Origin of the sequence: Streptomyces diastaticus subsp. diastaticus (assembly GCF_011170125.1) — a bacterium.
Classification (GTDB): domain Bacteria; phylum Actinomycetota; class Actinomycetes; order Streptomycetales; family Streptomycetaceae; genus Streptomyces; species Streptomyces diastaticus.
Genome location: NZ_BLLN01000005.1, coordinates 2,462,501 through 2,482,401, shown reverse-complemented (window position 1 = coordinate 2,482,401; position 19,901 = coordinate 2,462,501). Strand labels below are relative to the sequence as shown.

General features: G+C 75.6%; 13 protein-coding genes. 11 read left to right on the top strand and 2 right to left on the bottom strand.

The genetic code is table 11. From position 1 onward, the window contains the following. Window positions 1–158 precede the first annotated feature (158 nt). Together Sdia_RS27975 and Sdia_RS27970 are read left to right on the top strand one after the other, a co-directional pair. Entirely contained in the window at window positions 159–3,929 is a 3,771-nt protein-coding gene (locus Sdia_RS27975) for a glycosyltransferase family 2 protein (protein WP_189500550.1), read from the top strand. Next, window positions 3,926–5,458 carry a DUF5719 family protein gene (locus Sdia_RS27970; protein ID WP_100456578.1) on the top strand — a complete coding sequence of 511 codons (1,533 nt, stop codon included), beginning with the start codon at window positions 3,926–3,928 and terminating at the stop codon, window positions 5,456–5,458. The genes Sdia_RS27975 and Sdia_RS27970 overlap by 4 nt, the downstream gene beginning before the upstream one ends. Before the next feature lie 76 nt (window positions 5,459–5,534). Here the strand turns inward: Sdia_RS27970 and Sdia_RS27965 are convergent, their stop codons facing one another. After that, the gene (locus Sdia_RS27965; RefSeq protein ID WP_100456576.1) at window positions 5,535–5,918 is read right to left on the bottom strand and encodes a metallopeptidase family protein; all 384 of its coding nucleotides are present in this window, start codon (window positions 5,916–5,918) and stop codon (window positions 5,535–5,537) included. A 432-nt stretch (window positions 5,919–6,350) separates the two neighbouring features. On the opposite strand from Sdia_RS27965, the gene Sdia_RS27960 reads away from it, so the two are divergent. After that, window positions 6,351–6,746, top strand: a complete 396-nt coding sequence (locus tag Sdia_RS27960; protein ID WP_100456574.1) for a DUF3499 domain-containing protein — start codon at window positions 6,351–6,353, stop codon at window positions 6,744–6,746. 276 nt (window positions 6,747–7,022) lie between these two features. After that, entirely contained in the window at window positions 7,023–8,639 is a 1,617-nt protein-coding gene (locus Sdia_RS27955) for an L-lactate permease (protein WP_189500551.1), read from the top strand. Between the two features lie 84 nt (window positions 8,640–8,723). Here the strand turns inward: Sdia_RS27955 and Sdia_RS27950 are convergent, their stop codons facing one another. After that, window positions 8,724–9,356: a GNAT family N-acetyltransferase gene (locus Sdia_RS27950; RefSeq protein WP_100456570.1), complete on the bottom strand. Its 633-nt coding sequence runs from the start codon at window positions 9,354–9,356 to the stop codon at window positions 8,724–8,726. Window positions 9,357–9,481: 125 nt separating this feature from the next. Here Sdia_RS27950 and Sdia_RS27945 point away from each other — a divergent pair, with 125 nt between their 5' ends. The 7 genes from Sdia_RS27945 to Sdia_RS27915 all read left to right on the top strand — a co-directional run bounded on the left by Sdia_RS27945 (window position 9,482) and on the right by Sdia_RS27915 (window position 18,626). Beyond that, window positions 9,482–10,864 carry a phosphomannomutase/phosphoglucomutase gene (locus Sdia_RS27945; RefSeq protein ID WP_100456568.1) on the top strand — a complete coding sequence of 461 codons (1,383 nt, stop codon included), beginning with the start codon at window positions 9,482–9,484 and terminating at the stop codon, window positions 10,862–10,864. 1,363 nt (window positions 10,865–12,227) lie between these two features. After that, window positions 12,228–12,410: a Trm112 family protein gene (locus tag Sdia_RS27940; protein WP_100456566.1), complete on the top strand. Its 183-nt coding sequence runs from the start codon at window positions 12,228–12,230 to the stop codon at window positions 12,408–12,410. A gap of 176 nt (window positions 12,411–12,586) precedes the next feature. Further along, window positions 12,587–13,744, top strand: a complete 1,158-nt coding sequence (locus Sdia_RS27935; RefSeq protein WP_100456564.1) for an SIS domain-containing protein — start codon at window positions 12,587–12,589, stop codon at window positions 13,742–13,744. A 115-nt stretch (window positions 13,745–13,859) separates the two neighbouring features. Next, window positions 13,860–15,023: a mannose-6-phosphate isomerase, class I gene (manA, locus tag Sdia_RS27930; protein WP_100456562.1), complete on the top strand. Its 1,164-nt coding sequence runs from the start codon at window positions 13,860–13,862 to the stop codon at window positions 15,021–15,023. A gap of 121 nt (window positions 15,024–15,144) precedes the next feature. After that, window positions 15,145–16,116, top strand: coding sequence for a cation diffusion facilitator family transporter (locus tag Sdia_RS27925; RefSeq protein ID WP_100456560.1), 972 nt, complete (start codon window positions 15,145–15,147; stop codon window positions 16,114–16,116). Window positions 16,117–16,352: 236 nt separating this feature from the next. Further along, the gene (gene ahcY / locus Sdia_RS27920; RefSeq protein ID WP_100456558.1) at window positions 16,353–17,807 is read left to right on the top strand and encodes an adenosylhomocysteinase; all 1,455 of its coding nucleotides are present in this window, start codon (window positions 16,353–16,355) and stop codon (window positions 17,805–17,807) included. A 141-nt stretch (window positions 17,808–17,948) separates the two neighbouring features. Continuing rightward, window positions 17,949–18,626, top strand: a complete 678-nt coding sequence (locus tag Sdia_RS27915) for a hypothetical protein (RefSeq protein ID WP_115067915.1) — start codon at window positions 17,949–17,951, stop codon at window positions 18,624–18,626. Window positions 18,627–19,901 lie beyond the last annotated feature (1,275 nt).

The following is a 19,901-nucleotide window of genomic DNA, read 5'->3' as shown; positions in this document are numbered from 1 at the left end:
GCCGTGGCCACCCCAACTCCCCGCCCCCGGGGCGAGCCCGCGCGAGCCGGCGCGGCAACCACCCCACCGGGGTGCCGTTAGTGTGGGGCCCCGTCCGAGACTCCCGGCCGCCCGCGGCGGGCGTCACCGCAGTCCACCGAACCGGGGCCCGTACCTCGATGTCCGTGCACAGCCACTCGGCGGCCCAGTACCCGGCCGCCTCCGCAGGGTCGATGTCGGACCCGGCCGCCGCCATGACGGCCTCCCCGACCAGCCTCCCGGGCCTCGACCCCACCAGCGCACCCGCCTACGCGCGCCACGTCGTCACCGCCGTGCTCGTCACGCACGACGGCGCCCGCTGGCTCCCCGACGCCCTCGCCGGGCTCCTCGGCCAGGAGCGGCCGGTGCAGAACGCCGTGGCCGCCGACACCGGCAGCGCCGACGACTCCGCCCGCCTGGTGACCGACGCCTTCGGCGACGACCGGGTCCTCCACATGGCCCGGCGCACCGGGTTCGGCACCGCCGTCGACGAGGCCGTCCGCGCCGCGGGCGTCCTCACCCCCGACGACCTGCCCTACCTGAAGCGGCCCGGCGGCTGGGACCCCGTCACCCGCCAGTGGCACGACGAGAACTACGACCTGCCGGAACTGCCCTACGGCGAACCGGAGCAGTGGCTCTGGCTCCTGCACGACGACTGCGCCCCCGCCCCGGACGCGCTGGCCGAACTCCTCGGCGCCGTCGAGGCCGAGCGGGAGGCCGGCGGCGACGTCGCCATCGTCGGTCCCAAGCTGCGCGGCTGGTACGACCGCCGCCAGCTCCTCGAAGTGGGCGTCACCATCGCGCACAGCGGCCGCCGCTGGACCGGGCTGGACCGCCGCGAGCAGGACCAGGGCCAGCACGACCACGTCCGCCCCGTCCTCTCCGTCTCCACCGCCGGCATGCTGATCCGCCGCGACGTCTACGAGGAACTGGGCGGCTTCGACCGCGCCCTGCCCCTGATGCGCGACGACATCGACCTCTGCTGGCGCGCCCAGGCCGCCGGCCACCGGGTGCTGGTCGCCCCCGACGCGGTCCTCCGGCACGCCGAGGCGGCCTCCCGCGAGCGCCGCACCGTGGACTGCGCCCGGCGCGGCACCACCAGCCCGCACCGTGTGGACAAGGCCGGCGCCGTGCACACGCTGCTGGTCAACAGCCGCACCGCCGTCCTGCCGTGGGTCCTGCTGCGGCTGGTCGTCGGCACCCTGGCCCGCACCCTCGCCTACCTCGTGGGCAAGGCCCCCGGCCAGGCCGTCGACGAGATCTCGGGTCTGCTCGGCACGCTGCTGCGCCCCGGCCGCGTCCTCGGTGCCCGCCGCAGACGCGGCAAGGGCTCCGTCGAACCGGCCGAGCTGCGGCCGCTGTTCCCGCCGCCCGGCGCCACCGTCCGGGCCGCCGTCGAACAGGTCGCGGGCAACCTCACCCGCGGCTCCGACGCCGACGCCCCGGGCGCCGGACGCCACGGCGGAGCCGTCGAGTCCGGCCCCGGCGGCGACGACGCCGACTTCCTCGAGGTCGAGCAGTTCGCCCGCCTCAAGCGGCTCGCCCGCAGGCCGGGCCCGGTCCTCTTCGCCGTCCTGCTGCTGGCCTCGCTGGTCGCCTGCCGCGCCCTGTTCGGCGGCGGCGCGCTGGCGGGCGGCGCCCTGCTGCCCGTGCCCGACCAGCTCGGCGAGCTCTGGGGCCGGTACGCCGACGGCTGGCACGCCGTTGGCACCGGCACCACCGAGCCCGCCCCGCCCTACCTGGCGCTGCTCGCCACCCTCGCCGCGCTCTTCCTCGGCTCCACCCACACCGCCGTCACCGTGGTCCTGGTCGCCTCCGTCCCGCTCGCGGGCTGCGCGGCCTACCTCGCCTCCGGCTCCCTGGTCCCCTCCCGGCTGCTGCGCGCCTGGGGCTCGGTCGCCTACGCCTTCCTGCCCGCCGTCACCGGCGCGCTGGCCGGCGGCCACCTCGGCACCGCCGTCCTCGCCGTGCTGCTCCCGGTCATGGCCCGCGCCGGGCTCTCCGCCGCCGGGCTCCTCGGCCACCCCGGTACCTGGCGCGCCACCTGGGCGTACACCCTGCTGCTGACGCTGACCACCGCCTTCACGCCGATGGTGTGGCCGCTGGCGCTGGTCCTCGGCGTCGGTGTGCTGGTGCTGCGCCGGAGCGCTCTGCGCACCTACGCCCCGCGGTTCGTCGCCCAGTTCGCCACCCCGCTGCTGGTGCTGGCGCCCTGGTCGCTGACGCTGCTGCCGTTCGGCTTCTTCCACACCGCCGGCCTCGACACCTCCGGCGGCGCCCCCGGGCCCCTCGACCTGCTCGGCGCCTCGCCGGGCGGCCCCGGCACCCTCGGCGGGCTCCCGCTGCTCGGCGTGGTCGCCGCCGCACTCGCCGCCCTGCTCCGCGAGGAGCGGCGCCGGGCCATCCTCACCGCCTGGGCCGTCGCCCTGACCGCCCTGCTCCTCGCGGTCCTCGCGAGCGGCTCCGGCTGGGCCGGACCGGCGGGCCTCGTCCAGGGCGCCGCCCTGCTCGGGGCTGCCCTGGTGGGGGCCGACGGCGCCCGCCACAGGGTCGCCGAGCAGAGCTTCGGCTGGCGCCAGCCGCTGGCCGCGCTGATCGCGCTGGCCTGTGCCCTCGGCCCGGCCGCCGCCGCCCTCACCTGGATGGCCGCCGGGGCCGACGGCCCGCTGGAGCGCCGCGACCCGGTGCAGGTCCCGGCGTTCGTCGCCGAGGAGAGCCGCACCCAGGACCAGGCCCGCACCCTCGTCCTCGCCGGGGACTCCGCCGCCGAGGTCAGCTACGCCCTGGTACGCGGCTCCGGCGGGCGGCTCGGCGACGCCGAACTGGCCGCCGCCGCCGGGTCCGACGACCGGCTCTCCACCGTCGTGGCCCGCCTCGTCGCCGGGTCCGGCGCCGACCAGGCCGACCAGCTCGGCGGCTTCGCCGTCCGCTACGTCCTGGTCCGTGACGGCTCGCCGCGCGAGATGAGCCGGGTTCTCGACTCGACGCCGGGCCTGACCCGCCTCAGCCAGCAGGACGGCAGCGCCCTGTGGCGCGTCGACCGGCAGGTCTCGCGCGCCGCCGTGGTCGCGAAGGACGGCTCCGGCGAACCGCTGCCGGTCGCGGCGGGCCCCGTCGAACTGCACACCGAGCTCCCCGCCGGCCCGGCCGGACGCGTACTGCGCCTCGCCGACACCGCCGACCCGGGCTGGACCGCCACCCTCGACGGCGAACCGCTGGAGCGGGTCACCGTCGACGACTGGGCGCAGGGCTTCACGCTGCCCGAGGGCGGCGGCCGCCTCGACGTCACCTTCGAGGACCCGTTCACCCACACGGTGTGGATCTGGACGCAGGGCTTCCTCGGCCTCGTCCTGGTCGTCCTCGCCCTGCCCGGCCGTCGCCGCACCGTCGACGACGACCTGCCCGACGAGCCCGCGCCCGTCCCCGCCCAGCCGGTCGAGGGCGAGGGCCGCCGCGCCCGCCGCCTGCGCGCCCAGGCCGAGGCGGAGGCCCAGGCCGCCGCTCCGGAGCAGGAGCCCGAGGCCGGGCTGCCGGCCCAGCGCGACGGCGCCCCCGAGGAGCCCGAACCGGCCTGGACGGCCCCCGCCGCCCCCGCGCCCTACGAGCCCGTCGCCCCCCAGCAGGGCGGCTACGACCCGTACGGCTACCAGGACCAGGGCTACGACCCGTCGCAGCAGGGCCACCCGCCCCGGCCGGGCCACGACCCGAACGCCTACGACCCGTACCGGCAGCAGGCCCAGGACCCGTACCAGCAGGGCGGCTGGCAGCAGGGCCAGCAGGTCCACCCGGGGTACGAGCAGCAGCCGCAGCACGGCTACGGCGGCCACGACCCGGCGGCGCCGGAGTACGGGCAGTACGAGCAGCCGCCCCACGGCCACGGCCGTGAGCGTCCCGACGGGAGCCAGCAGTGAAGCGCACCACCCTGTCCCTGATCGCGGCCGGCGCCGCGCTCGCGGCGATCACCTCGGTGGCCGCCGTCGCCGCCCCCGAGGAGGGACCCGCCACCGCCGGCCGGGCCGCCCAGCAGCCGGTGGAGCGCTCCTCGCTGCTCTGCCCGGCGCCCAGCAGCTCGGAGCTGGCGGAGACGACGTACACCGCGTACACGCCGAAGACCGAGGTCTCGGCCGGCTCGGGCACCGCCGCCCTGGTCCCGGCCGCCCGCGCCCTCGCCGACAAGGACGACAAGGGCGAGAAGGACGGGGAGGGCAAGGGTGCGAAGGACGGCAAGGAGGCCAAGCCCTTCCTCGCCGTGAAGAAGCAGGGCACCCCGGTCACCGCCGAGGAGAACGGCTCCGGCGCGCCCGCGCTGATCGGGCTGGCCGAGGGCGGCCTCGCGCCGGGCTGGAGCGCCCAGCAGACCACCGTCTTCCCCGCCGGCGCCGGACGGGGCCTGCACGGGCTCGGCTGCTCCGCGCCCGACACCGACTTCTGGTTCCCCGGCGCCTCCACCGCCGAGGACCGCAGCGACTACCTCCACCTGACCAACCCCGACGACTCGGCCGCGGTGGTCGACATCGAGCTGCACGGCAAGGACGGCGCGCTCGACTCCGAGGTCGGCGAGGGCATCCAGGTGCCGCCGGGCTCCAGCGTCCCCGTGCTCCTCTCGACCCTCACCGGCAAGCCGCAGACCAACCTGACCGTGCACGTCTCCGCGCGCAGCGGCCGGGTCGCCGCCGCCGTGCAGGCCCTGGACGCCAAGCTCGGCGGTGACTGGATCGCGCCCTCGGCCGAACCCTCGGACTCCGTCGTGCTGCCCGGCATCCCCAAGGATGCCACCGCGGTCCGCCTGGTCGCCTTCGCGCCCGGTTCCGCCGACGCCGACCTCAAGGTCTCCCTCGCCGGGCCCAACGGCGCGCTCGCCCCCGCCGGGCACGAGACCCTGCATCTGAAGTCGGGCATGACCACCGCCGTCGACCTCGGTGAACTCACCCGGGGGGAGGCCGGCTCCCTGGTGCTCACGCCCAGCGGCGACTCCGGGAAGACCCCCGTGGTGGCCGCGGTCCGCGTCCTGCGCGGCAAGGGCGCCGACCAGGAGAGCGCCTTCATCCCGGCCGCCCGCCCGGTCGGTGACCGCGCCACGGTCACGGGCAACGCCGCCAAGGGCACCCACCTGGCCCTGACCGCGCCCGGCAAGGCCGCCAAGGTCCGGGTCACCGCCTCCGCCGGTACCGAGGGCGGCACCCCCGCCACCAAGACGTACTCCGTCGGCGCCGGCCGGACCCTGGCCGCGGCCATCCCCGTGCCGGACTCGCTGAAGGGCACCTACGCCCTGACCGTCGAGACCGTCTCCGGCGGCCCCGTGCACGCCTCCCGCACCCTCACCCTGAGTGGCGACGAGGCCGACGGCGTGCCGATGTTCACCGTCCAGAACCTCACCGATGACCGGGGCACGGTCACCGTCCCCGCGGCCCGCCCGGAGATGCGGGTCCTGCTGGACTGAGCCGGGCGCCCCGCGCCCGTCGCCACCGCCGCCCGCCCCGCCCCCGGAACACCGCCGGCGGGGCGGGCGGCGCCGGTCAGTCCCCCTCGTCGTAGCGGGGGTCGACCGCCTCCGGCGTGAGGCCCAGCAACTCCGCCACCTGCTCCACCACGATCTCGTGCACCAGCAGCGCCCGTTCGTCGCGGCCCCTGGCACGGATCTCCACCGGCCGCCGGTAGACCACCACCTGCGCGGCCCGGCCCTTGCGGGCGCCCACGGCGGCGCCCAGCGGCACCGCCTCGTCCAGCCAGTCGTCACCGGCCCCCTGCGGCCTCGGCACCTCCTGGACGAGGAAGTCGATGTCGGCGATCTGCGGCACGTGCCGCTCCAGCCGCTCCACCGCGTCCCGCACGAAGTCGTCGAAGACCTGCGCCCTGCTCGCCGAGAGCGGCACCTGGGGCGGGGCCACCGGCCCCCGCATACCGCGCCCGTGCCGGTCGCGGTGGCGCGGGCGCGGACCGCCGGGCGGCGGGCAGGGCGGCACGGCGGGTGAACCCGCGGCGTCGTCGGGGCGCCCTGCGGCGTCCGACCCGCTCGCGGGGTCCGTCGGGCCCGGAGATACGTCGTCCATCACCGTCGCAGCGTAGTCCGCCGCACATGGCCGGCACCCGGAGTGCCGGGCCGCCACCCCCGGAAGCGTCGGCCGGTTTCGGCCAAACCGGGGCGCGAACCCGGCGGGAAGGCCCCCCAGCACCCCCGCGGCTCTCCCGACCCCCTCGCCCCGCCCACCGCTCCCCACCGCATCGCCCCACCTCAGAAGGGGCGCGCCGGACCCGTCCGGGCACCGACACGGGGACGTGGGCGGGGGGAGAGTCGTCGCGGCCCGTTCAAGAGTGCGGTACCGTCCAACATCGTGAGCCCTGTACGTCGCTGTTCGCGCACCGCGTGCGGTCGCCCTGCCGTCGCAACACTGACGTACGTCTACGCCGATTCGACCGCAGTCCTCGGTCCGCTCGCCACCTACGCCGAACCGCACTGCTACGACCTGTGCGCCGAGCACTCCGAGCGTCTGACCGCGCCCCGAGGCTGGGAAGTCGTGCGTCTCGCCGACTCCGCCGGCCCGGCCCGGCCCAGCGGCGACGACCTGGAGGCCCTCGCCGACGCCGTCCGCGAGGCCGCCCGCCCGCAGGACCGCCCGGCCGCTCCCGGCCGCCGCGCCCCGGACCCGGCACCGCGCCCCGCCCCGGACCAGCAGCTGCCCTCCACCCGCCGCGGCCACCTGCGCGTGCTCCGCTCGCCGGACTCCTGACCCCGGCGCCCCCTCGGGTCCGCCCCGACTCGCACGGACGCTCACGGCGCCCGGTCACCGCGACCGGGCGCCGATTTCGTTCACCCCATTGACGAACTCTTCCGGCGGCCACAACCATGCCCAACCACCGGAGATCAGCTTCCGCCCACCGGAAAACAGCGCCCGCCCCCTCCCCCGGTCCTCCCCGCAGCCCCTCCGGCAGCACCGCACCCCCGGCACCACCCGGCACGTACGAACAGCAACCGCGCCCCACCCCACCCCCGCCAGGAGGCACGCGTGTTCGTCCAACCCCTGGAGCCCGTCGCGGACTCCCTGCCGCTCTCCGCCCTGGTCGCGGCCCTCCCGCTGGTGACCGTGCTGGTCCTGCTCGGCGCCGTCCGCATGAAGGCACACCGGGCAGGCGCCCTCGGCCTCGCCGTCGCCGCCCTCGTCGCCTGGCTCGTCTACGGCATGCCGCTCGGCCAGACCCTCTCCGGCGCCGCCCAGGGCGCCCTCTTCGGCCTCTTCCCGATCATGTGGATCGTCGTCAACGCGCTCTGGGTCTACCGCATGACCGTGCGCACCCGGCACTTCGACATCCTCCGCCGCTCCTTCGGCCGCGTCTCCGACGACCCCCGCATCCAGGCACTCGTCATCGCCTTCTGCTTCGGCGCCCTGCTGGAGGCGCTGGCCGGGTTCGGCGCGCCCGTCGCCATCAGCGCCGTGATGCTGGTCGCCCTCGGCTTCGACCCGGTCCGCGCCGCCGTCGTCGCCCTGGTCGCCAACACCGCCCCCGTCGCCTTCGGCGCGATGGGCACCCCGGTGGTGACGCTGGCCCAGGTCACCGGGTTGCCGCTGGACTCGGTCGCCTCGGTGGTGGGCCGTCAGACCCCGCTGCTCGCCCTCGTGGTGCCGCTGGTCCTCATCTGGCTGGTCGACGGCAGGCGGGGGCTGCGTGAGACGTGGCTGCCCGCCCTGGCCTGCGGACTCGCCTTCGCCGCCGCCCAGTTCCTCGCCGCCAACCACTTCTCCGCCCAGCTCGCCGACATCGCCGCCGCCCTCGCCGGGGCCGCCGCCCTGATGCTGGTGCCGAGCGCCCGCAAGCCGGCCGACGAGGCCGTCCGCGCCTCGGTCCTCCAGGGCGTGCGCAGCGACGACCTCGACCACGACGACCCGCGCCCCGAGATCTACCGGGCGTACGCCCCGTACGCGCTCATCGTCGCCGTCTTCTCCCTGGCCCAGGTACCCCCGGTCAAGGAACTCCTCGCCAAGGCGACCCACTCCTTCGACTGGCCCTTCCTCGACGTGTCCGACGCGAACGGCCAGGCGGTCGGGGCCAACGTCTTCTCGCTGCCGCTGGTCGCCACCGGTGGCACCCTCGTCCTGGTGGCGGGCCTGCTCACCGCCCTCGTCCTCGGTGTCCGCGCCAAGGACGCGCTGCGTGAGTGGGGTGGCACCGTCCACGAACTCCGCTTCGCCATCCTCACCGTGGTCAGCGTCCTCGCCCTGGCCTACGTCATGAACCTCTCCGGCCAGGCCGCCACCATCGGCCGCACCGTCGCCGCGGCCGGCGCGGGCCTCGCCTTCCTCTCGCCGGTCCTCGGCTGGTTCGGGGTCGCCGTCACCGGCTCCGACACCTCCGCCAACGCCCTCTTCGGCGCCCTCCAGGTCACCGCCGCCCGCGAGTCGGGCCTGTCCGCCGGACTCCTCGCCGCCGCCAACAGCTCCGGCGGCGTCCTCGGCAAGATGATCTCCCCGCAGAACCTCACCATCGCCTGCGCCGCCGTCGGCCTCGCCGGGAAGGAGGGCGACCTCCTGCGCAAGGTGCTGCCCTGGAGCCTGGGGCTCCTGCTGGTCATGTGCCTGATCGTGGTGGGCCAGAGCACGGCGGTCCTGGGGTGGATGCTGGCCTAGGGGGATGGCTTCAAGGCCCTGCGCGGTGTCCGGTGCGTGCGCTCGGCACGCCGGGCGGAAGCTCTCGTACCGGACGTACCCGGGCTATCGCCCGGTGGGGCGGGCGCGCGTGCCGGGCGCCGTGGGCGCTGTGCGGGAACTCAGGCACCCCCGGGCCCTGTCCGAGGGTTGGCCGGACCCGCCCGGGGGTGGCCCCGTCATCCGCCGGTACCGCACCTCCCGCACCACCACCCCCTCGTACTCCTCGTCCTGCGCGCCCCCGTCCGCCCGGTATCCGCCCGCCTCGTAGAAGCGGCGGGCGCGGGCGTTGGCCTCGACCACCCACAGCACCAGCGCGCCCCAGCCACGCCCCGCCGCCTCGTCGTGGACCGCCCCGAGCAGCGCGCGGCCGACGCCCCGGCCCAGCAGCGCGGGCCGCACGTAGAGGGCGTACAGCTCGCCCTCGCCCGCCCCCGGCCCGGCTCCGGGGGTGTCGCGCGGACCGCAGCAGGCCCAGCCGACGACCTGCCCGTCCGCGCCGACCGCGACCAGGTCGCACAGCCCGGCCGCCCGCCCCGCGGCGAAGCGTTCCTCCCGCAGCGCGGCGTCCCGCTCCACGCTCATCGCGTCGAGGTACGCGCCGGGGATCACCCCGGCGTACGCCGCGCGCCACCCGGCCACGCGCACCGCCGACACGGCCGCGGCGTCGCCCACCGCCATCTCCCTGACCCACGTCATCCCGGCACTGTAGGGGCCGGCCGGCCCCGCCCACCCGGCCAGGTCCGCCCGCCCGGCGGCCCCGCCGCCCCCGCCGGGTAGCTTGGGCGGTCCGAAAGCAGCCCCACCGGCAAGAAGGGCCAGCCGTGACCGCGGACCTCTCACAGATCGTCAAGGCGTACGACGTACGCGGAGTCGTGCCCGACCAGTGGGACGAGCACCTCTCCGCCCTCTTCGGCGCCGCCTTCGCCCAGGTCACCGCTGTGCCCGCGGGCAACAAGGCGATCGTCGTCGGCCACGACATGCGGCCCTCCTCGCCCGGCCTCGCGCACGCCTTCGCCCGGGGCGCCGCCGAGCAGGGCCTCGACGTGGTCGAGATCGGCCTCTGCTCCACCGACCAGCTCTACTACGCCTCCGGCGCCCTCGACCTGCCCGGCGCGATGTTCACCGCCTCGCACAACCCGGCGCGGTACAACGGCATCAAGCTGTGCCGCGCCGGAGCCGCCCCCGTCGGGCAGGACACCGGCCTCGCCGAGATCCGCGCCCTCGCCGAAGGCTGGCTGGACGACCCCGCCTCGGCCCCCGCGCCCGTCGCCGCCCCCGGCACCCTCGACCGCCGCGACACCCTCGCCGACTACGCCGCGTACCTGCGCTCGCTGGTCGACGTGAGCGCCGTCCGCCCGCTCAAGGTCGTGGTCGACGCGGGCAACGGCATGGGCGGCCACACCGTCCCCACCGTCCTCGGCGGCCTGCCCCTGGAGGTCGTCCCGCTCTACTTCGAGCTGGACGGCACCTTCCCGAACCACGAGGCCAACCCCCTCGACCCGAAGAACCTCGTCGACCTCCAGGCCCGCGTCCGCGCGGAGGGCGCCGACCTCGGCCTCGCCTTCGACGGCGACGCCGACCGCTGCTTCGTGGTGGACGAACGCGGCGAGCCCGTCTCCCCGTCCGCCGTCACCGCTCTGGTCGCCGCCCGCGAACTGGCCCGCAACGGCGGTCACGGCACCGTCATCCACAACCTCATCACCTCGTGGTCGGTCCCCGAGGTCGTCCGCGAACACGGCGGCACCCCCGTCCGCACCCGCGTCGGCCACTCCTTCATCAAGGGAGAGATGGCCGCCACCGGCGCCCTCTTCGGCGGCGAGCACTCCGCCCACTACTACTTCCGCGACTTCTGGAACGCCGACACCGGCATGCTCGCCGCCCTCCACGTCCTGGCCGCCCTCGGTGGCCAGCCCGAACCCTTCTCCGCCCTCGTCGCGGAGTACGACCGCTACCCGGGCTCCGGCGAGATCAACTCGACCGTCACCGACCAGCAGGCCACCATCGCCCAGGTCCGCGCCGCCTACGCCGACCACCCCGGCGCCACCGCCGACACCCTCGACGGCCTCACCGTCACCACCCCCGACTGGTGGTTCAACCTCCGCCCCTCCAACACCGAACCCCTCCTCCGCCTCAACGCCGAGGCCCGCGACCGCACCACCTTGGAGCGCCTCACGAAGGACGTCCTGCACCTGGTCCGGGGGTGACGGCGGGCGGCGCCCCGAGCGCCGGTCGCTGGACGGGCCGACGACCGGGTGAGCGGCGGTCGGCCGCCGGGTGCCGGGGGCGTGGGGATCGGCGGAGAGCGGCCTGGGCGAGGGTCCTCGGGCGGGAGACGGCGGCCCGCGCCGCGCCCGCCACCCAGGCCCCGCCGGCGCCCGCCCTCCCCCTGCGGGGCACCGGCGCACGAGTCCGCCCGTAGCGGGGGCGCGGGTCCGCCTCCACGCCGTCCCCCCGAGCCCGGCGAGCACCTCCCGTACGAGTCCGGCGAGCCCCGGCCGCCCGCCGGACGGGGAGTGGCCGGTCCGCCACTCCCGCACCTCGCCGCACCGCGCGGCCGTACGCCGCACCCTGGGGCGATCGCACGGTCCCGGGCACACACACCCCGTACGTCGAGGGGGTCGTCCTCCACTCCTGCCGCTCCGGCACGCCGCTCCCGCCCCCCTGGCCCCTGCTCGCGCGACAGCCCACGGCGCGGTCGGCGAGCGGTGCGGGACAGTCCCCGTACGGCACCCCGGTGGCCACGGGCCACAACCCGGTCGCCCCCTCCTCCCCGCACAGGACCACCGCCTCCCGCGACGCCGCCGAGCCCCGCCCAGCCCCGCCACGCTCTCCCCGACGTCCGGCACCCACGCCACCGGGTACACGAGGTGCCCCGTCGCTCGCACCCCGTGAACACCGACCTCCGTACGAATGCCCCACCACCACCGGCGCGGCCCCGACCCCGTCCACGGCCCTGAACCACCCGCGTGTCCTTGCGCGACGACCCGCGGTGCACCTCCGGAACCACCCACCACCTCCGCCGCCGCCCGCCGCAACGCCGCGGCCACCCTCGCGCAATGCTCCGCCCGGTGACGGAGCCCACCCACCGACACGACTCCGCCCACGCCCGTTCCCCGCTCCCTGGAACGGCCGCTGACTCGACAGCCACCCGACCCGACACCACCGGCACCGGCCCCGTCCCGTCCCACCGCCCGGGCGGACACCCGGCCCGCCGGATCCGCCGGCCCGGGAGCGGTCTCCCAGCCGGCGGTCGCCGCTCAGCCGGACGGCGCCTCCTCACAGGGCCGCACCACCCCGGCCGGCTCACGAGGCCGTCTGCGCCCGTCGGCCCGGCGACGACCGGTCACGCGGCCCCGGCCCCGCGGGCGCCGGGCACCCCGCGACCGCCACGGCCGAACGGACCGAGGCTCCCCGTGGCAGCCCGGCCGGCCGGCAGCCCGGCCGGCGCTCGGCGGGGCAAGCCGCGAAGCCACACCCCGGCCACACCTGAAGCCACACCCCACCTCCCCACCGGTAGGCTCTGATCAAGCGGGCCGCGAGCCCAACCGCACCCCGAAGGGACCCCCCATGGCACTCGAAGCCGGCCTCCTGGAAATCCTCGCCTGCCCGGCGTGCCACGCCCCCCTCGAGGAGTCGAAGACCGGCTCCACCCTGGAACTGCTCTGCACCGGCGAGGGCTGCGCACTGGCGTACCCGGTCCGCGACGGCATTCCGGTGCTCCTCGTCGACGAGGCCCGCCGCCCGGCCTGACCAGGGCGGACGAGCCGTACCCGCGTACGCGGGACACGACACCGCACAGCACCCCCGCACGCGGCGCGGCCGGGCCCCGACGAGGTAGGCCGCGCCACCCCGGGGCAGACGCAGGAGCACCCGCACGGGCCCGCCGCCCCGAGGCGCGCCCGGCCAGCGAACCGGAGGCCCCTCCCATGTTCGACGAGACCCTGCTCGACGACGCCGAGGCACTCACCCGCGCCGACCCGCGCGGCCTCCTGCGCGACGCGGCCGGCGCGGGCGCCCGGGTCCGTACGGCGGCCCGCCTCGCCGCCGAGGCGGGCATCACCGGGCTACGCCCCGACGGCAGGCCCCGCACCGTGCTGACCGCCGGTCCCGGTACGGCCGCCACCGCCGCCGCCGACCTTCTCGGCACCCTCGCCGGCGGTGCCTGCCCCGTGGTCCCGCTCGCCCCGACGGGCGTCGCCGCCGCCGCGGGCGCCCTGCGCTGGGCCCTGCCGGGCTGGGCCGGCCCGGTCGACCTGCTCCTGATCGCCACCCACGACGGCGGCGAACCCGGCCTCGCCCTCCTCGCCGAACAGGCGTACCGACGCGGCTGCACCGTCGTGGCCGTCGCCCCTGACCGCACCCCGGTCGCCGAGGCGGTCCAGGGCGCCCACGGTCTGGCCGTCCCCATGGCCACCGCTCCGGGCGAGGTACTGGAGGAGGAGCCCGTCGAGGCGTACGCCAACGGCACGACCGCCGCCCCCGGCGCCTTCTGGGCCCTGCTCACCCCGCTGCTGCTCCTCCTCGACCGCACCGGCCTGGTCGACGCGGACGCCGACGCCGTCCACGAGCTCGCCGACCGTCTCGACACCACCGCGGAACGCTGCGGCCCCGCCGTCGCCGCCTACTCCAACCCCGCCAAGACACTCGCCGCAGAACTGGCCGAGTCCCTGCCCCTCGTCTGGACCGAGGGACCGGGCGCCGGACCGATCGGTCGCCGTTTCACCGCCGTCCTCGCCGAACTCGCCGGTCGCCCCGCCCTCACGGCGGCCCTCCCGGAGGCACTTGCCGCCCACGGCGCGCTCCTCGTCACGGGCAGCGCCGACGCCACCGACGCCGACGACTTCTTCCGGGACCGCGTCGAGGAGCCCGGCCCGCCGCGCGCCCGCGTGGTCCTGCTCCGCGACCGGCCGCCGGGCGGCCTGACCGCCGCCCCCGCCGCCCGTGAACTCGCCCTCGCCCACTCGGCCCCGCTCAGCGAACTCGAACCGGGTGAGGGCGGCGATCTCGCCGCCACCGCGGAGCTGATCGCCACCACGGATTTCGCCGCCGTTTACCTCGCGCTCGCCACCACCCCCCGATCATGACCGGGCACCGGGTCCGCCGCTGCCCGGCCGCCCCGACGCACCCACCGCGGGCCGCGCCCGAGACCCACCCCGGCAGCGGGCCGGCCCCCTCGTCCGACGCCTGTGGAGCCACACCATGGATCGCCTCCAGAACACCGTCCGCCCCTACGCCTGGGGCTCCGTCACCGCCATCCCGCACCTCACCGGCACCGAGCCCACCGGCGAACCGCAGGCCGAACTCTGGATGGGCGCCCATCCCGGGGCCCCCTCCCTCGTCGACCGGGGCGAGGGCCCGCGCTCCCTCGCCGACCTCATCGCGGCCGACCCGGAGCGTGAACTCGGTCCCGCCGTCACCGCCCGCTACGGCCCCCAGCTCCCCTTCCTCCTCAAACTCCTCGCGGCGGACTCGCCCCTCTCCGTCCAGGTCCACCCCGACAGCGACCAGGCCGCGTCCGGCTACGCCGACGAGGAGCGCCGCGGCGTCCCGCGCACCGCTCCCGAGCGCAACTACAAGGACCCGCACCACAAGCCCGAACTCGTCTGCGCCCTCACCCCCTTCGACGGGCTCTGCGGCTTCCGCGCCCCGGCCGAGGCCGCCGACACCCTCGCCGCCCTCGACCTGGACTCCCTGAAGCCGTACGTCGACCTGCTGCGCGCCCACCCCGAGCAGGCCGCCCTGCGCGAGGTCCTCACCGCCGTCCTCACCGCAGACCGGGAGGAGATGGCCGCCACCGTCGCCGAGGCGGCCGCCGCCTGCGAACGCCTCGGCGGCCCGCACGCCACCTACGCCGACCTCGCCCGCCACCACCCCGGCGACCCCGGCGTCCTCGCCGCCATGCTCCTCAACCAGGTCAGCCTGCAACCCGGCGAAGCCCTCCACCTCGGCGCCGGCGTCCCGCACGCCTACCTGCGCGGCCTCGGCGTGGAGATCATGGCCGCCTCCGACAACGTGCTGCGCTGCGGCCTCACCCCCAAGCACATCGACGTCCCCGAACTGCTGCGGATCGTCCGGTTCGACCCGGCCGTCCCCGCCGTCCTGCGCCCCGAGGCGTCCCCGGACGGCGAGGAGGTCTACGACACTCCCGTCCAGGACTTCCGGCTCTCCCGGTTCGTCCTCGCCCCCGGCACGCCGGGCCGCGACCTGACCCTGACCACCCCGCAGATCCTGCTGGGCACCGAGGGCACCCCCACCGTCGGGGAGCTCGCCCTCGGCCCGGGCCAGTCCGTCTTCGTCCCGGCGGGCGAGCCGGTGGAACTCCGCGGCCCCGGCACGGTCTTCCGCGCCACCGCCCTCACCTGACCCCGCACCCCCTTCTCCCGGCTGCTGCAACAATGTCCCGCCGCGGCCCGGCCCGTCCGGGCCGCGGCACCCGGACCGTCCCCGCGGCCCGGGACGACCAAGGGATTGGGACCCAGAAACCATGAGCGCGTCAGGCGGCACCAAAGCGATCGTCGCGGCACTCTCCGCCAACCTCGCCATCGCGGTGGCGAAATTCGTGGCCTTCCTCTTCAGCGGGTCGTCCTCGATGCTGGCCGAGAGCGTCCACTCGCTGGCCGACTCCGGCAACCAGGGCCTGCTGCTCGTCGGCGGCAAGCGCGCGCAGCGCCAGGCCACCCCCCAGCACCCCTTCGGCTACGGGCGCGAACGGTACATCTACGCCTTCCTCGTCTCCATCGTCCTCTTCTCCGTCGGCGGCATGTTCGCCATCTACGAGGGCTACGAGAAGATCAAGGACCCGCACGAGATCGAGCACTGGTACTGGCCCGTGGGCGTCCTGGTCTTCGCGATCATCGCCGAGGCGTTCTCCTTCCGTACCGCGATCAAGGAGTCCAACCCGCTGCGCGGCAAGCAGAGCTGGAGCCAGTTCATCCGCCGGGCCAAGGCCCCCGAGCTGCCCGTGGTCCTGCTGGAGGACCTCGGCGCCCTGGTCGGCCTGGTCCTCGCCCTCGGAGGTGTCGGACTCGCCCTCGCCACCGGCAACGGGGTCTGGGACGGCGTCGGCACCCTGTGCATCGGCGTCCTCCTCATCGTCATCGCGATCGTCCTGGCCGCCGAGACCAAGTCCCTCCTGCTCGGTGAGTCGGCCGGCGTCGACGAGGTCCGCAAGATCGAGGCCGCCATGGTCGACGGCGACACCGTGACCCGCGTCATCCACATGCGGACCCTCCACCTCGGCCCGGAGGAACTGCTCGTCGCCGCCAAGCTGGCCGTCCGGCACGACGACACCGCCGCCGAGGTCGCCGCCGCCATCAACGCCGCCGAGGCCCGCATCCGCGAGGCCGTCCCCATCGCCCGCGCCATCTACCTCGAACCCGACCTCTACGACGAGGCGGCCGCCAAGCGCGGCACCAACCCCGGTATGACTCCCGCCCCGGATTCCTCACCGCACTGACCTGCACGATCGCCGCAGACCCCGGTGCGGACTGGGGCCCGCGGGCCCGATCGGTGTAGATTCGGTCCCCGAGACAGACGTCGCTGCTGATGGCGGTCGGGCGGCCCCCACCGGGCCGGCCGAGGGAGAGAGGGCCTCCGACGGACTGCGAGCGCGGGTGGCCGGGCACCGGTGTGTCCGCCCGTCCGCCCTGTCAGCCGTACCCACCCTCGACCCGATACGAGGAGCAGCCCACCATGGCAACCGCCCAGCAGCACGACTTCAAGGTCGCCGACCTCTCCCTCGCGGAGTTCGGCCGCAAGGAGATCACCCTCGCCGAGCACGAGATGCCCGGCCTGATGTCGATCCGCGAGGAGTACGCCGCGTCCCAGCCGCTGGCCGGCGCCCGCGTCACCGGCTCGCTGCACATGACCGTCCAGACGGCCGTCCTCATCGAGACGCTCACCGCCCTCGGCGCGGAGGTCCGCTGGGCCTCCTGCAACATCTTCTCCACCCAGGATCATGCCGCCGCCGCCATCGCGGTCGGCCCCAACGGCACCCCGGACAACCCGCAGGGCGTCCCGGTCTTCGCCTGGAAGGGCGAGACCCTGGAGGAGTACTGGTGGTGCACCGAGCAGGCGCTGACCTGGCCGGACACCCCCACCGGCGGCCCCAACATGATCCTCGACGACGGCGGTGACGCCACCCTCCTCGTCCACAACGGCGTCCAGTACGAGAAGGACGGCAAGGTCCCCGACCCGGCCACCGCCGAGTCCGACGAGCACCGCGTCATCCTCCAGCTGCTGACCCGCACCCTCGGCGAGGACCCGCAGAAGTGGACCCAGCTCGCCTCGGAGATCCGCGGCGTCACCGAGGAGACCACCACCGGCGTCCACCGCCTCTACGAGATGCAGCGCGACGGCGTGCTGCTCTTCCCGGCGATCAACGTCAACGACGCCGTCACCAAGTCGAAGTTCGACAACAAGTACGGCTGCCGCCACTCCCTGATCGACGGCATCAACCGCGCCACCGACGTCCTCATCGGCGGCAAGACCGCCGTCGTCTGCGGCTACGGCGACGTCGGCAAGGGCTGCGCCGAGTCCCTGCGCGGTCAGGGTGCCCGCGTCATCGTCACCGAGATCGACCCGATCTGCGCCCTGCAGGCGGCGATGGACGGCTACCAGGTCGCCACGCTCGACGACGTGATCGGCCAGGCCGACATCTTCGTCACCACCACCGGCAACAAGGACATCATCATGGCCTCCGACATGGCCAGGATGAAGCACCAGGCCATCGTGGGGAACATCGGCCACTTCGACAACGAGATCGACATGGCCGGCCTCGCCGCCATCCCCGGCATCGTCAAGGACGAGGTCAAGCCGCAGGTCCACACCTGGACCTTCCCCGACGGCAAGGTCATCATCGTGCTGTCCGAGGGCCGTCTGCTCAACCTCGGCAACGCCACCGGCCACCCGTCGTTCGTGATGTCCAACAGCTTCGCGGACCAGACGCTGGCCCAGATCGAGCTCTTCACCAAGCCCGACGAGTACCCCACCGACGTGTACGTGCTGCCCAAGCACCTCGACGAGAAGGTCGCCCGCCTCCACCTCGACGCCCTCGGCGTCAAGCTGACGACCCTCCGCCCGGAGCAGGCCGCCTACATCGGCGTCTCCGTCGAAGGCCCGTACAAGCCGGACCACTACCGGTACTGACCCCGGCCCGGCCGCGTCCGCGCGCCGTGCCGGCCCCGCCGTCCGGCGCCGGAACCACCGGTCCCGCAGCCACACCGCAGGCCCCCGCCACCCCGGCGGGGGCCTGTCCCCATACCGGCCACCCACGAGGACCCGCAGCCCATGCCCAAAGGCCGCTACTCCCTGCACGATCCGCACGACCACACCCCCCTCGCCGAAGAACACTTCCACTGCGCGCCAGGCCCGCACGGCTGGCGCTACGTCGCCCAACTCACCGCCCACACCCCGGCGTCCGGCACTCACGCGCACGGCACCGGGCCCGCCGTCCCCGATCCGGCGGACGGCCCCGAGCACCTCGGTTCCGTCGACCTCACCCTGGACGACCTCGGCCGTCCGCTCCGCCTCGAACTGCACTCCGGCGGCTGGCAGGTCCGGGGCGGCGCCCTCGACGGCGTCACCTGGGTCCGTACCGACCCCGTCGGCGAGGAGGCGACCGAAGGCACCGTCGCCGCCCACGCCTTCACCGGGAACTCCCCGGCCTTCCTCGTCGCCACCGCCCGCCTGCTGCACCTCACGACCACGTCACCCCCGACCCGCGTCCGCCTCGTCTCCTTCACCGGCCAGGCCCTCGCTCCCCGCACACTCGATCAGCAGTGGGCCTTGCGGACGAGCGAAACACACGCGACTGACAACGGTCCCCTCACCGTGGACGAGTACCTCGTCGGCGATGTCGAAACCGGGGAACAGCACACCGTCCACCTCGCCGGCGACGTGGTCCTGAGCGCCCCCGGCGTCGAACTCGAGGACCTGGAGACACCCCCGACCCGCTTCACCGACTGACCCGGCGAGCACCGCTGCACCGGGGCACCGGCGGCACCACCCCGGTCGCCGCCCCCGGACCCGGACGCTCCACCCCACCGGCCCTCTCCGACGCCGACCCCTCGCACCCCGCCCCGCCCCTCCCTCGTACGGCCCCACGCGTCCCGGCCTCCGGGACCACCGCCCCGAACTACCCTCGCGGACCGGCGCCGCCTTCCGGCGCTCCCGCTCCCGGCGTTCGTACGCCTCCGCTGCCACGTTGCGCCCCGCGCCCACCCCGCCCGGCACCGGCCAGGTACTGGCGCGGCGCGAGCCACAGGGCATCGGGAGTGGACAACAGGTCCAGTCCCTCACCCGCTCGGCGGGGCCAGGGTTCGGGCGGCGGGCCACGGTAGGGGCGCCCCGCTCAAGGGCTCGGCCTACCGGGACCCGCTCCCGCACCATCAGCGCCCCCCACCCGACCCGCCGGCCCCGCTCCGACACCAGCGAGGCCGCACACGCCACCGCGCCCATCGTCAACAGCAGCTCCACCGCAGCCATGGCACCGCGCACCGAGGCGTGCCGCAATCGGATGGGATCCATCCCTCCCGGACCACCCGCAGTCCGCGGGTAGAGCTGGAAGCGACCGCCCGTGTCCGAGGGCCCTGGACGGCGATCGGCCCACCGAACCGCACCAGGAGGAAGACGGCGACGGAGATCGCCGCCACCGCCGCCTCGCCCGGTGAAGCCGTGGCGACGGCCGCCCTCCCACCATGGCCGGCAAGAAGGCCGGCCAGGTCACAAGCAGGCCGCTCAACACCGCCGCACCACGGCTCAGCAACTTCGCAGGTCGCAGCACCAACGGACGGCCTCACCCGCCACCGGCCCGCCCACCGTGCCACCTCTCGGCCGGGCCTGTCCCGCGCGGCCAGTCCGCCAAGCTGTCGAACGCCCCGCCCGGGTCCGTCTCACCAGGAGGGGCACTCGGGGACGGTCCTTGACGTCCCGCACCGCCCCCCCATCACAGGAAGCGGAAGGGCGCCCCCTGAAACCCTGCTGCGCCGACGCCGCCTCACCCGCCCCGAGGGACGCACTCGTCTCCCTCTACCAAGCGCGTCACCACTCATCCCTCCCTCGTCGACTCGGCCGCGCCCGACCGCCCCATCTCTCCGCCGCGCCAGGAGCAGGGGTGGGCACCGCACCCGCCGCGCCGGACCACGCGGATCTGACCGGCTTCTACCCCCACGACTTCCCAGCTGCCGCCCTCCACCGCACCCGCACTTGGTGGGCCCCGTCCGTCGTCGTCTCCCTGATCGT

Bases quoted from the DNA above. Each gene is read 5' to 3' on its own strand.
- Sdia_RS27975 (WP_189500550.1), top strand. From the start codon at position 159: ATGTCCGTGCACAGCCACTCGGCGGCCCAGTACCCGGCCGCCTCCGCA.
- Sdia_RS27965 (WP_100456576.1), bottom strand. From the start codon at position 5,918: ATGCGGGGGCCGGTGGCCCCGCCCCAGGTGCCGCTCTCGGCGAGCAGG.
- Sdia_RS27950 (WP_100456570.1), bottom strand. From the start codon at position 9,356: ATGACGTGGGTCAGGGAGATGGCGGTGGGCGACGCCGCGGCCGTGTCG.
- Sdia_RS27940 (WP_100456566.1), top strand. From the start codon at position 12,228: ATGGCACTCGAAGCCGGCCTCCTGGAAATCCTCGCCTGCCCGGCGTGC.
- Sdia_RS27935 (WP_100456564.1), top strand. From the start codon at position 12,587: ATGTTCGACGAGACCCTGCTCGACGACGCCGAGGCACTCACCCGCGCC.
- manA (WP_100456562.1), top strand. From the start codon at position 13,860: ATGGATCGCCTCCAGAACACCGTCCGCCCCTACGCCTGGGGCTCCGTC.
- Sdia_RS27925 (WP_100456560.1), top strand. From the start codon at position 15,145: ATGAGCGCGTCAGGCGGCACCAAAGCGATCGTCGCGGCACTCTCCGCC.
- ahcY (WP_100456558.1), top strand. From the start codon at position 16,353: ATGGCAACCGCCCAGCAGCACGACTTCAAGGTCGCCGACCTCTCCCTC.
- Sdia_RS27915 (WP_115067915.1), top strand. From the start codon at position 17,949: ATGCCCAAAGGCCGCTACTCCCTGCACGATCCGCACGACCACACCCCC.